Here is a 13402-nt window from a genome sequence, read left to right on the forward strand (position 1 = left end):
GGGCTCGCCGGGCCCGCTCCCTGGTCAGTGAATCATTCGGCCCGCCGCGACACAGGCGGGACACTGTCGAATTGCAGCTTCGGGTAATGCATAACCGTTCTCTTTCCAAACGTCCGCCAACCGCGGTGCGACGCGCCGGGGGTCAGTAGGCGTTGGCTCCGGTCCACCCCCGGAACGCGGTCCAGGCGATGATGCGCAGGTCCATCCAGAGCGACCAGTTCTGGATGTAATGGAGGTCGAACTGCACCCGCTTTGCCATCTTGTCGACCGTGTCGGTCTCGCCGCGGTACCCGTGAATCTGCGCCCATCCGGTGATGCCCGGCTTGACGCGGTGCCGCAGCATGTACATCTCGAGCAGGTCCTTGTACATCTCGTTGTGCTGCAGCGCATGCGGACGCGGGCCGACCACCGACATATCGCCCAGCAGCACGTTGATGAATTGCGGCAGTTCGTCGAGGCTGGTGCGACGCAGGAAGGCGCCGATCGGCGTCACGCGCGGGTCGTCGCGGGTGGCCTGGGTCACCTTGCCTGTCTCCTGGTGCACCTTCATCGTGCGGAACTTGTAGACGTTGAACTGGCGGCCGTTCAAGCCGAGGCGTGGCTGGCGGAAGAACACCGGCCCCGGCGAGGAGTGCTTGATCAGGATCGCGATCACGATGAACAGCGGCAGCAGCAGGATCAGCGCGGCGAGGGAAAACGCCTTGTCGAAAATGTCTTTCAGGATGCCGTTGACGCCGCTCGAGATCGGCTGGTTCAGGTCGACCACCGGCAGGCCGAGGAAATTGCCCATCTTGTTGGTCAGCATCTGCAGGCCGAGTACGTCGGGTACCCAGCGGATGTCGACCAGCGTGTTGCGCAGCAGGTACTGCAATTCCTGCAGGCGCGGAGAAGCCATCAGCGGCAGGGTGATCCAGATTTCGTGAATATGATTCCGGACGACGTAATCGTGGATCTCCTGCAGGCTGCCGATGCGGGCAATACCCGGATCCTTGATCCGGTCGGCATCGTCACCCTCGGCATAGACAGCCATCACGTCATATCCGGTCCAGTCCTGCTGCAGTGCGCGCCGGTGCATTTCCTGCCCGGTACTGCCATAACCGACGAGAACGACGCGCTTGTTGTTCAAACCCTTCGTGCGCAGGTAGCGCAGCCCGTAGTACACGCCGATGCGATAGAGCATGAGGAAGCTGACGCCGGTCGCATACCAGTAGAACATCCACAGGCGCGACACATTGCCGACATGGTGGATCAGGAAGCTGAAGAACAGCCCCACCAGCAAAACGAGTCCCCATGATGCTGCCAGGCGCAGGAACATGTCGGCCAGCGAGCGGCCGCGCCAGGAACCATACAGCTCAAGCTGCGGAAACAGCAGGAAGGCAAGTGCGCTGCAGAAATGCAGCAATACCGTGTGGATCGGGGGCGTGTCGACCAACGGAATCTGGAAATGAATGAGGCTGGCAAGACCGCCGGCCAGTTCGAGCGCGAGGACGTCGGTCACGCGCATCGAGAATTCCAACCGGGAAGAATTTGTGATGATCAAGTCTCGCATGGCTTTTTGCTTTTCGTCGTCTGCTCCGGGGGCAAGCCTAGGCCGCTCGTTTGCGTTATGCTTGCGAGTTGCCGTGCGCCGAAACGGGTTGCGCGGACCGGTTCCGACCTTCGGTAACAACTTCAACACTTCATCGCAACCGGCTGTTTTTTCCAGAACCGCGCCCCGGAAAAACGCACTGCGCGAGCGACATTTGTTATTACCTTTTAGGCAATAGTAATCATTAAAGAAGTGCAGATTTTGCTAAGTACCGTTTGCTTGCGAAGGGTCAAACGGGGGGTTGCTACGAGTCAAAGTTACTGTTGTGCGCAATCAAACGTGCCCAAAAACTGCTGAAAATTTGGGCAAGGCATGTCGTGCGGAAGGCACGATGGAAGGCAGGGAAACATGTTCCGGGACCTGTCGCGGAGAGCGAAAAGTTGAGATGGCGGCAATATGATTCCGGGCGGATACGCGATGCGCTATCATTCGCACCATGACAACTGAAGACGCTCAAGACCGGCCGGTATTCGAACTGCTGGGCGGGGAAAACGGTCTGCGTTCACTGGTAGACCGCTTTTACGATCTGATGCAACTCGAACCGGAATTCGCGCAACTGCGCGCGATGCACCCGGCGGACCTCGACGGCTCGCGCGACAAGCTGCACTGGTTCCTGTGCGGCTGGACAGGCGGTCCGGACCGCTACATCGAGCGCTTCGGTCATCCGCGGCTGCGCGCGCGCCATATGCCCTATGCGATCGCATCCCGGGAGCGCGACGACTGGCTGCGCTGCATGGCACTGGCGATGCAGGATCTCGGCATCGACCAGGCGCTGCAGCAGCGCCTGATGCAATCGTTCTTCCAGACTGCGGACTGGATGCGCAACAGGGCCGGCTGACCGCAGGCCGTTTCCCCACTCCGACAACAACTTTCCCGGACGCCGAGGGAACAAGGCATGAATACAATTGAACTCGTCACACTGCTGCTGGTCGTGCTGGCGGTCATCCTGCAGGTCATCCTGCTGCTGCGCGGCCGCGGCGCGAACGCGGCCGCGCAGCTCCAGCGCTTGCAAAGCGAACTGCAAAACCATCAGCAACAGACCAGCGAGAGGGTGGAACGCGAATTGCGCAACCAGGTGCAGACTGCCGCGCAAAGCACACGCCAGGAGCTGGGCGGCAATTTCGCGCAGTTCCAGCAGGCGCTGGCGGCGCAGTTAACCAGCGTTGCCACGATCCAGAACAACCAGATCGATTCCTTTGCGCAGCAGCTTGCGAAGCTCAACGAAGCCAACGCGCGGCAACTCGAGTCGATGCGGGTTGCGATCGCCACCCAGGCGCAGGCGGGCCGCGAGGAGCAGGCAGCGGTACTGAAACGCTTCGGCGATACCCTGAACCAGACCCTGTCCTCCGTCACTGAATCGAATGCGCAGCGCATGGCGGAAATCCGCGGCACGCTGGAGGCGAAGATCCGCGACCTGCAAACCGACAATGCGGCCCGCCTGGAGGAAATGCGCAGGACTGTCGACGAAAAGCTGCATGCGACGCTGGAGCAGCGTCTCGGCGAATCCTTCAAGCTGGTATCGGACCGCCTGGAGAAGGTGCACCAGGGGCTGGGCGAGATGCAGCAGCTTGCGATCGGTGTCGGCGACCTCAAGCGGGTATTGACCAACGTGAAGACACGCGGCACCTGGGGCGAAGTCCAGCTCGAAATGCTGCTGGAGCAGGTGCTGACGCCTGATCAGTACGGAAAGAACGTCGAGACCGTGCCCGGCTCCGGCGAGCGCGTCGAATTTGCGATCAAGCTGCCCGGACAGGAAGAGGGCGACCGTCCGGTCTGGATGCCGATTGATGCCAAGTTCCCGAAGGAACAGTATGAACGGCTGGCCGAAGCGGCGGAGCTGGCCGACGCCGACGGCGTGGCCGCCGCCGGGCGCGAGCTGGAGCGCGCGGTGCGGGTGGAAGCAAAGAGCATTGCCGAGAAATATCTGTCGCCGCCGCTGACCACCGATTTCGCGGTCCTGTTCCTGCCCACCGAGGGACTGTACGCGGAGGTGATGCGCCGTCCAGGCCTGGCAGACGAGCTGCAGCGCGTCTGCCGCATCACCATCGCCGGGCCGTCGACGCTGTCGGCGCTGCTCAACAGCCTGCAACTGGGCTTTCGCACGCTGGCGCTGGAAAAGCGTTCCGCCGAGGTGTGGCAGGTGCTGGGAGCGGTGAAGACCGAATTCGCCAAGTTCGGCGACGTGCTTGCCGTGACGAAGGCGACCCTGGAACGGGCGGCGAAGAACATCGAGCAGGCGGAAACGCGGACCCGCCAGATGACGCGCAAGCTCAAGTCGGTCGAAGCGCTGCCTTCGGAGACGGCAAGGCTGCTGCTCGGCACCGATCCGGTCGAACCGGGCGAAGACTGAGCTATTCCGGATGAGGCGGCGGCAATTTGTGATAACTTGTGCAAATCGTTTCTTCGCTTCATCGACTCCACATTCCTGCAACCCGGCCAAGTAAGCCATGGAAATCGCGATACTGTTTGGTCTGATCATTCTTAACGGCGTTTTCGCCATGTCCGAGATCGCGCTGGTCACCGCGCGCCGGGCCCGCCTGCAGAAGCTGGCGGACGAGGGCGACGCCGCCGCGCATGCGGCAATCAAGCTGGGGGACGACCCGAACCGTTTCCTGTCCACGGTGCAGATCGGCATCACATCGATCGGCGTGCTTAACGGCATCGTCGGCGAGGCGACGCTGGCGCACCCGTTCAGCGTCTGGCTCAACAGCATGGGCGTCGAAGGCGTCTGGGCGGAATATCTTTCCACCGGCCTGGTCGTCGTCAGCATCACGTATTTCACGATCGTGCTGGGCGAACTGGTGCCCAAGCGCCTGGGACAGATGAGCCCGGAAGTCATCGCGCGCCTGGTGGCGCGGCCGATGCTTCTGCTGGCCGCGGTCACCAAGCCCTTCGTCAGGTTTCTCTCCGGCTCGACGCAGCTGGTGCTGCGCGCGCTGGGTGTCAGCGAGCGCGCCGAACCGAGCGTGACGCAGGAGGAAATCAACCTGATGCTGGCCGAAGGCTCGAGTGCCGGCGTGATCGAACAGCATGAGCACCAGATGGTGCGCAACGTGTTCCGTCTCGACGACCGGCAGATCGCGTCGCTGATGGTGCCGCGCAGCGACGTGGTGTACTTCGACGTCAACGAACCGCTGGAGGAAAACCTCCGGCGCTTCGAGGAGAGCGATCATTCGCGCTTTCCGGTGGTGCGCGGCGGCTGGGAAGAAGTGCTCGGGGTGGCCAATGCGCGCCAGCTGCTGGCGCAATCGCTGCGTGGCGAAAAACCCAACCTGATCGAACATTTGCAGCCCGCCGTGTTCGTGCCGGAATCGCTGACCGGCATGGAACTGCTGGAAAACTTCAAGAATTCCAATGTGCAGCTGGCGTTCATCATCGACGAATACGGCGAGGTGCAGGGCATCGTCACGCTGCAGGACGTGATGGAAGCGATCACCGGCGAGTTCAAGACGCATCGCGCCGAAGACCAGTGGGCGGTGCAGCGAGAGGACGGCTCCTGGCTGCTTGACGGCCTGATCCCGGTTCCCGAGCTGAAGGACCGTCTCGGCCTGAAAGTCGTGCCGGAAGAGGAGCGGGGGCGCTACAACACGCTGAGCGGCATGCTCATGCTGCTGCTCGGCAAACTGCCGCAGACGACCGATATCTGCGACTGGGAAGAATGGACTTTTGAAATCGTCGATCTCGACGGCAAGCGCATCGACAAGGTGCTCGCCAAGCGCAAGCTGGTGACGCCGGAAGAGGCGCCTGCCGTGGCCGAATAGGCGGGCGCGCGCGCGGCGCCGCGGCAACACTGCGCCTGCAAATATCATTACCAGCATAGATACGGTACACGACCTGCCCGAGGAGGAAGTCATGGTACACCGCATACCGGACCCGATGTCCGGGGGATCCCGGCCATCCCACCGACACAAGATCGTCACCGCCGCCGAAGCGGTACGGCTCATCCATGACGGCGATACCATTGCCACCGGCGGCTTCGTCGGGATCGGCTTTGCGGAAAATATCGCGGTCGCTCTCGAAAAGCGATTCCTCGACAGCGAGGAAGAGATGCTGGGCCAGGGCTCGCCCGCCAACCTTACGCTGATCTATGCGGCGGGGCAGGGCGACGGCAAGGACCGCGGGCTGAACCATCTCGGACACGAGGGGCTGATCAAGCGCGTCATCGGCGGCCACTGGGGACTTGTGCCGAAGCTGCAGCAGCTTGCCATCGCCAACAAGATCGAAGCCTACAACCTGCCGCAAGGCGTCATTACCCACCTGTTCCGCGACATTGCCGCGGGCAAGCCCGGCCTGCTTTCCACGGTCGGACTGGGCACCTTCGTCGACCCGCGCCACGGCGGCGGCAAGATCAACGATCGCACCACCGAAGACCTGGTCGAACTGATGCATGTGGGCGGCAAGGAATACCTGTTCTACAAGGCCCAGGCCATCAACGTCGGCATCATCCGCGGCACTACCGCGGACCCGGAAGGCAACGTGACGATGGAGAAGGAAGCGCTGACGCTGGAAGCGCTGGCGATAGCGATGGCGGCGCACAATTCCGGCGGCATCGTGATCGTGCAGGTCGAGCGCATCGCCGAAAGCGGTTCACTCAACCCGCGCCAGGTGAAGATCCCGGGCGTGCTGGTGGACTGCGTGGTGGTGGCGGAGAAGCCGGAATACCAGATGCAGACCTTCATCGAACCCTACAGCCCGGCCTTCGCGGGCGAGATGCGGGTGCCGATGTCGTCGCTCCAGCCGATGGGCATGAGCGAGCGCAAGATCATCGCACGCCGCGCGCTGCTGGAGATCAAGCCGAACAACGTGGTCAATCTTGGCATTGGCATGCCGGAAGGCGTGGCCGCGGTCGCCGCCGAGGAGAAGGTGCTGGACCTGGTGACGCTGACCGCGGAGCCCGGCGTGATCGGCGGCATTCCGGCAGGCGGGCTGAATTTCGGCGCGGCGACCAATGCCGCGGCCATCATCGACCAGCCGTACCAGTTCGACTTCTACGACGGCGGCGGACTGGACGTGGCCTTCCTCGGGCTGGCGCAGGCCGACCGCCACGGCAACCTCAACGTCAGCAAGTTCGGCCCGCGCCTGGCCGGCGCCGGCGGCTTCATCAACATCAGCCAGAACGCGAAGAAGGTGGTGTTCGTCGGCACCTTCACTGCCGGCAACCTGGAGGTCGCGGTGTCCGACGGTCAGCTGCGGATCCGCCGCGAAGGGGAAATGGTGAAGTTCGTCGATGCGGTCGAGCACCGCACCTTCAGCGGCGAATATGCAATGCAGCGCGCACAGACGGTGCTCTATATTACCGAGCGTTGCGTGTTCCGCCTGGTGCTGGAAGGCCTGGAAGTGATCGAGATCGCGCCCGGCATCGACCTCGAGCGCGACGTGCTGGCGCAGATGCGCTTCCGGCCGGCGGTCAGCCCGCAGCTCAAGCTGATGGATGCGCGTATCTTCCGGCCCGGGCCGATGGGGCTGCGCAACGATATTCTCTACCTCCCGCTGGAACAGCGGCTCACTTACAACGCCAAGCGCAACGTGTTCTTCGTGAATTTCGAGGGCTTCGAAGTGAAGAACGTGGCCGACATCGAAGCCATCCGCGACCAGGTGGAAGCGCTGCTCAAGCCGCTAGACCGGAAGGTGCCGGCGGTCGTCAACTACGACAATTTCTCGATCGCGCCGGAACTGCTGGACGCCTATGTCGAGATGGTGCACGACTTGTCGCGACGCTATTACAGCCGGGTCACGCGCTATACCGGCAGCGCCTTCATGCGCAGCTACTTCGGCACCGCCTTCCGGCGGCACCAGACGGAGCCGCAACTGTATGCGAGCAGGGAAGAGGCTTTTTCGCATCTGTCGGATACCTAGGCGGTGGCGGAAGGGCGGATGCCGGGGAAAGGGCGGATAGCCTGTGCCTGCCGCGCGCGGGTACGTTGTTGGCGCACCCGTCTGCTTCCACCCCGTCATTCCCCCGGAGGCGGGAATCCATAGGGCCTCTGTTCGGCTACCGCACGATGGATTCCCGCCTTCGCGGGAATGACGGCGGGATGCAGCGGGAGGCGCGGTTTTCGGCATAACTATTTGCCGGCGCAACGCGTGCTTCGCGAAACCGCGCTCTTATCCACCTCGCCGCTGGCAGGCGGCTCGGATTCACGCGGCGCGAAGCAGTGCTTCGCGAAACCCCGCTCTCATCCACCGATATACGACATTTCGACTTTGCGTATTGCCTGATCGGTCAAATCGGTATTTGCCGTTCGTAACTCCGAGTAGCGATCGCCGCGTGCGCGCCAGATATGCGCTACCGTGGATGCAATCTCGGCATCGCTTCGTCCGTCACGCAGCATCGTGCGCAGGTCATGGCCGCCAGTGGCAAACAGGCAGGTGTAGAGCTTACCTTCCGTCGACAGCCGCGCGCGCGTGCATTCGCTGCAGAAGGCGCGGGTGACGCTGGAAATGACCCCGATCTCGCCGCCGCCGTCCTTGTAACGCCAGCGCTCGGCGGTCTCGCCGGTATAGTTCGGGTCGATCTCCTCCAGCGGCATTTCGGCGCCGATGCGGCGCAGCACTTCTTCCGACGGCACCACTTCATCCATCTTCCAGCCATTGCTGGCGCCGACGTCCATGTATTCGATGAAGCGCAGGATGAATGGCGAGCCCTTGAAGTACCGCGCCATCGGCAGGATTTCCTGGTCGTTCATGCCACGCTTGACCACCATGTTCACCTTGATCGGGCCCAGTCCGGCGTTGTGCGCGGCTTCAATCCCGTGCAATACGTCGGAAACGGGGAAGTCGACATCGTTCATGCGCCGGAACACGGTTTCGTCGAGCGCATCCAGCGAGACGGTGACCCGCTGCAGTCCCGCATCCTTGAGGGCCTGCGCCTTTCGCGCGAGCAGCGATGCATTGGTGGTCAGGGTAAGATCCAGCGGCCGGCCGTCCGATGTGGGAAGCGCACTCAGCATGGCGATCAGTTTCTCGACATCCTTGCGCAGCAGAGGCTCGCCGCCGGTCAGCCGGATCTTGTGCACGCCGTGCGCGACGAAGATTTTCGCGATGCGGGTGATTTCCTCGAAGGTCAGCAACGCCGAATGCGGCAGGAAGGGGTAGTTCTTGTCGAATACTTCCTTCGGCATGCAATAGACGCAGCGGAAATTGCAGCGGTCGGTGATCGAGATACGCAAGTCCTGCAGCGGCCGCGCAAGCGTGTCCGCAAGCAGGCCGGTCGGCGCTTCCAGATGGGAGGGAATGGACGGCGACGCGTTGGTCTGGCGCCAGTCGACCAGGGGAATAAATCGTTCTGCCATTCGTGCGTGCAAACTGAGCGTTTGGTAGTCCCGCTTAAGATACCACGAGACCGATCAGCGCACAGGCGGCGATCAGCGGGATCGTGCCGGCCTTGTAGCGCAGCAGTGCAAGTGCCGCCAGCGCCGCAATCGCCATGGCGGTGAAGTCCCATTCCGCCGGCGAGTTTCCAAGATGAAAAACATGACGGGCGAAGAATACCGCCAGGCTGGCAATGACGCCGACCACCGCGGCGGAAATCGCGGTGAGCGGCGCGGTCAGCCGGATATTGCCGCGCGTGGCCTCTACCAGGGGACCGCCGGCCAGGATGAAGATGAAGGACGGCAAGAAGGTGAAAAACGTTGCAACGACCGCACCGGCGACGCCGGCGAGCAGCAGCGCTTCCGGGCCGAACACGGCCTTGGTCCAGCCGCCGACGAAGCCGACGAATGCGACGATCATGATCAGCGGCCCGGGCGTGGTTTCGCCGAGTGCCAGGCCGTCGATCATCTGGGTCGGGGTGAGCCATTGAAAGTGCTCCACCGCACCCTGGACCACGTAGGGCAGGACCGCATAAGCGCCGCCGAAGGTCAGCAGCGCCGCTTTCGTGAAAAACCAGCCCATCTGCGCCAGAGGGCCGCTCGTACCGGTAAAAAATGCGAGCATCGCCCAAGCCGCAGCGGCGAGCAGGATGCCGGCTGCGGCGACGACAAGCAGTTTTTTCGATGAAAAGCGGGCGTGCGCCGGCGTCGGCGTGGTGTCGTCGATCAGTGCCGGGCCATACGAGGAGCGAGACCTTTCCTCGTGCGCCCCTCCCGTGCGGAATTTCGCAGGAAGCAGCCGCCCTCCGGCAAATCCGGCCAGCGCCGCCGCCAGTACGACAAACGGAAAGGGAAGGTCCAGCAGCGCGATCGCAATGAACGCCGCGACGGCGATGCCGGTCAGCCAGTGAGTCTTGAGCGTGCGGGAGCCGATGCGCCAGGCCGCCGCAAGCACGATCGCGACGATTGCCGGTTTGATGCCGTACAGCACTCCGGCGACCAGCGGCGTGTGGCCGAAGGCGAGGTAGAGCCAGGACAGCAGCATCAGCAGGAGCAGCGACGGCAGCACAAACAGGGTGCCGGCGATGATGCCGCCCACGGTGCGGTGCATCAGCCAGCCGATATAAACGGCGAGTTGCGTCGCCTCCGGCCCTGGCAGCAGCATGCAGTAGTTCAGCGCGTGCAGGAAGCGCTGCTCGGAAATCCAGCGCCGCTTTTCCACCAGGTCGGCATGCATGATCGCAATTTGCCCGGCCGGCCCCCCGAAGCTGATAAAACCCAGCTTCAGCCAGTAACGAAAGGCTGCCGCGAGGGAAACGGCCGCGGGGGCTTCTGAAGGAGGATGGCTCATGCCTGGTTCATTGCGGCGGAAATGATGTGCGAAACAAAAAGGGAGCATACGCTCCCTTTTTGTTTTATTGCCGGAAACGCGGCAGGATCAACGCCGTGTCTCGACCTGGACCAGCGGTTCGTTCGACACCGGCGGCAACGGCTTGCGCACGCGCGGTACGCGCGGAGCAGGCACGATTTGCGCCGCCGCTTCCTGCGCGGCGCGCAGCTTTTCCGGATCGGTCACTGCCAGGGTCAGGCCGGCGGCGGCCAGCACATCGCGCAACTGGTCGAGCGGCATCGGGGCCGGGGCAAGCTCTGCAACCGGCGCCGCAACCGGCATCGGAGCCGGAGCCGGAGCCGGCGTCGGAGCCGGTGCCGGTGCAATTGCGACCTGCACAGGCTCAGGCGCGGCAACCGGCGCCTCGGCGACGGCCGCCGGCGCTACCGGTTCTGCAACCTCTGCCGCAACGGCGGTTTCTGCCGGCGCCTGTTCCGACGCTTCCGCAACCACCGCTTCGGTCACCGCAACGGCAGCTTCCGGCGCGGCGAGTCCGGCGATCTCGAGCTGCACCGCCTGCGGTTCCGCTGCGCCTTCTTCGGCATCGAATTCGCCAGCCAAGACCTCGCCGTTCTCACGGTCGCGGCGGTTGCGGTTGCGCCCGCCGCGGCGGCGGCGGCGGCGGCGTTCATCGCCTTGCTGTTCACCCTGTTCGCCCGGACCATCGGCGGCGACTACGGCGATGTCATCGGACTCGGTGTCGGCTGCCGGAACGCTTTCCGGTGCGGCTACCGGCATCGCCGCAGGAGCGGCCGGGGCGGCCGGGGCGGCCGGAGCGGCGGTCAGCAGTTCTTCTGCCGGGGCTGCTTCGCGGCGCTCCTCGCGCTGGCGCTGCTGGCGTTCACGGCGGGACTCATTGCTTTCACGCGGCTCGCGCGGTTCACGGGGTTCACGCGGCTCGCGCGCTTCCTTCGGCTCGCGTGCCTCCTTCGGCTCGCGTACTTCGCGCGGTTCCCGGGCCTCGCGCGGTTCACGCGGCTCCCTCGGCTCCCGCGGCGGGCGCGCCGGACGCGGCTGCTGCTGGGTTTCAGATGCACTTGCCGGTTGCTTCACGGCCTCCTCGCGGGCCTCGTTGCGGCCGGTGTCGCGCTCTTCGCCACGGTCACGGCCGCCGCGGCTGCGGCGGTTGCGGCCGCGGCCATTGCGGTCGCTGCGTTCGCGCGGCTGCGCCGGCTTTTCCTCGACCACCGGTGCGGCGGGTGCGGCAACCGGGGCAACGCGCTTCTTGCGGAAGAACCCGAACACGCGGCTCAGGAAACCTTCTTCCACAGGTTGCGGCTCGGGGACCGGGGCGGGCGCAGGCGCTGCTTCGACCGGCTTGCGTTCCACGATCGGCGCAGGCTGATCCGGCGTGATGCCCTTGACCACGGCTTCCTGGCGCGGACGCACTTCCTCTTTCTGGCGCTTGCCGTAGCTGATGTCGGTATCCGCTTCCTCGGCCATGTCGTAGCTGGCCTGCGGTTCTTCCAGGCGCGGGTCGTCGTGCTTGATTCGCTCGAGCTTGTAATGCGGCGTCTCAAGATGCTTGTTCGGGATCAGGATGACCGTCACCCGGTGGCGGGTCTCGATCTTCAGGATCTCGCCGCGCTTCTCGTTGAGCAGGAAGGCGGCCACATCGACGGGCGCCTGCACATGGATCGCGGCGGAGTTTTCCTTCATCGACTCTTCCTGGATGATGCGCAGCACTTGCAGCGCGGAAGACTCGGTATCGCGGATGTGGCCGGTGCCGTTGCAGCGCGGGCAGGTCACGTGGCTGCCCTCGGAGAGCGACGGGCGCAGGCGCTGGCGCGACAGCTCCATCAGGCCGAAACGGGATATCTTGCCCATCTGCACGCGGGCGCGGTCGTAACGCAGCGCATCCTTCAGGCGGGTCTCGACTTCACGCTGGTTCTTCGCGTTCTCCATGTCGATGAAATCGATCACGATCAGGCCGCCCAGGTCGCGCAGGCGCAGCTGGCGGGCCACTTCGTCGGCGGCTTCGAGATTGGTATGGAGCGCGGTGGTTTCGATGTCGCTGCCGCGGGTGGCGCGGGCCGAGTTGACGTCGATGGACACCAGGGCTTCGGTGTGGTCGATGACGATGGCGCCGCCGGAGGGCAGGGGAACGGTGCGGGAGTAGGCGGTCTCGATCTGGTGTTCGATCTGGAAGCGCGAGAACAGCGGCACATCGTCGCGGTAGCGCTTGACCCGGTGCACCATGTCCGGCATCACGTGGCTCATGAACTGCTGCGCCTGTTCGTAGATGTCGTCGGTATCGATCAGGATTTCGCCGATGTCAGGCTGGAAATAATCGCGGATTGCGCGGATCACCAGCGAAGACTCCTGGTAGATCAGGAAGGCGCCCGGTGCCGACTGGCCGGCGCCTTCGATCGCGCGCCAGAGCTGCAACAGGTAATTCAGGTCCCACTGCAGCTCTTCCACGTTGCGGCCGATGCCGGCGGTACGGGCAATGACCGACATGCCGGAGGGGATCTCCAGCTTGTCCATGGTCTCGCGCAGCTCCTGGCGGTCTTCGCCTTCAACCCGGCGCGAGACGCCGCCGCCGCGCGGGTTGTTGGGCATCAATACCAGGTAGCGGCCGGCCAGGGAAATGAAGGATGTCAGGGCCGCGCCCTTGTTGCCGCGCTCTTCCTTTTCGACCTGGACCATGATTTCCTGGCCTTCGCGCAGCGCATCCTTGATGGTGGCGTTGCGCACATCGATACCATCCTTGAAGTAGCTGCGCGCCACTTCCTTGAACGGCAGGAAACCGTGGCGTTCCTCGCCGTAATTGACGAAGCAGGCTTCGAGCGAGGGCTCGATGCGGGTGATGACGCCCTTGTAAATGTTCGACTTGCGCTGTTCGCGGCCGGTCGTTTCGATGTCAATGTCGATGAGCTTCTGCCCGTCGACGATCGCCACGCGCAGCTCTTCCTGCTGCGTGGCGTTGAATAACATGCGTTTCATTTTTTTACTCCGTGACTCTTGGGTCAACTCTAGGACCGCAGTTGGCGAAACCCGCCAGTGCGGCAAAATACAGGGATGTACGCGAGGTCGGAGTGCTTGAGGGAGGGAACTGCCTTAGTGTGCGGGAGCGCAGTACAGAAGCGCGGGGGCCGCAACGGGGCGCGGATG

Annotated in this window: 8 protein-coding genes; 4 read left to right on the top strand and 4 right to left on the bottom strand. The window is 63.8% G+C overall.

The genetic code is table 11. From position 1 onward, the window contains the following. Positions 1–142: 142 nt before the first annotated feature. Complete coding sequence (locus VEC01_RS20040) at positions 143–1549, bottom strand: undecaprenyl-phosphate glucose phosphotransferase (protein ID WP_324902687.1); 1407 nt, start codon at positions 1547–1549, stop codon at positions 143–145. A gap of 475 nt (positions 1550–2024) precedes the next feature. Here VEC01_RS20040 and VEC01_RS20045 point away from each other — a divergent pair, with 475 nt between their 5' ends. The 4 genes from VEC01_RS20045 to VEC01_RS20060 all read left to right on the top strand — a co-directional run bounded on the left by VEC01_RS20045 (position 2025) and on the right by VEC01_RS20060 (position 7444). Further along, positions 2025–2426 carry a group II truncated hemoglobin gene (locus tag VEC01_RS20045; protein WP_324902688.1) on the top strand — a complete coding sequence of 134 codons (402 nt, stop codon included), beginning with the start codon at positions 2025–2027 and terminating at the stop codon, positions 2424–2426. A gap of 57 nt (positions 2427–2483) precedes the next feature. Next, entirely contained in the window at positions 2484–3938 is a 1455-nt protein-coding gene (gene rmuC, locus VEC01_RS20050; RefSeq protein ID WP_324902689.1) for a DNA recombination protein RmuC, read from the top strand. 97 nt (positions 3939–4035) lie between these two features. After that, positions 4036–5349 carry a hemolysin family protein gene (locus tag VEC01_RS20055; protein ID WP_324902690.1) on the top strand — a complete coding sequence of 438 codons (1314 nt, stop codon included), beginning with the start codon at positions 4036–4038 and terminating at the stop codon, positions 5347–5349. 91 nt (positions 5350–5440) lie between these two features. Then, a complete protein-coding gene (locus VEC01_RS20060) occupies positions 5441–7444 on the top strand; it encodes an acyl CoA:acetate/3-ketoacid CoA transferase (protein WP_324902691.1) in 2004 nt (667 codons plus the stop codon). Between the two features lie 320 nt (positions 7445–7764). Here VEC01_RS20060 and moaA read toward each other — a convergent pair whose 3' ends face one another. The 3 genes from moaA to VEC01_RS20075 form a co-directional block, all read right to left on the bottom strand. Continuing rightward, positions 7765–8880 (bottom strand): GTP 3',8-cyclase MoaA, encoded by a 1116-nt coding sequence (moaA, locus tag VEC01_RS20065; RefSeq protein ID WP_324902692.1) that lies wholly within the window; start codon positions 8878–8880, stop codon positions 7765–7767. 34 nt (positions 8881–8914) lie between these two features. Continuing rightward, the gene (chrA, locus tag VEC01_RS20070) at positions 8915–10249 is read right to left on the bottom strand and encodes a chromate efflux transporter (protein WP_324902693.1); all 1335 of its coding nucleotides are present in this window, start codon (positions 10247–10249) and stop codon (positions 8915–8917) included. Between the two features lie 87 nt (positions 10250–10336). Then, positions 10337–13234: an Rne/Rng family ribonuclease gene (locus VEC01_RS20075; RefSeq protein WP_324902694.1), complete on the bottom strand. Its 2898-nt coding sequence runs from the start codon at positions 13232–13234 to the stop codon at positions 10337–10339. Between the last annotated feature and the right edge of the window lie 168 nt (positions 13235–13402).

The sequence above is a fragment of the Noviherbaspirillum sp. genome (genome assembly GCF_035627455.1).
In the GTDB taxonomy this organism is placed as follows: Bacteria; Pseudomonadota; Gammaproteobacteria; order Burkholderiales; family Burkholderiaceae_D; genus Noviherbaspirillum.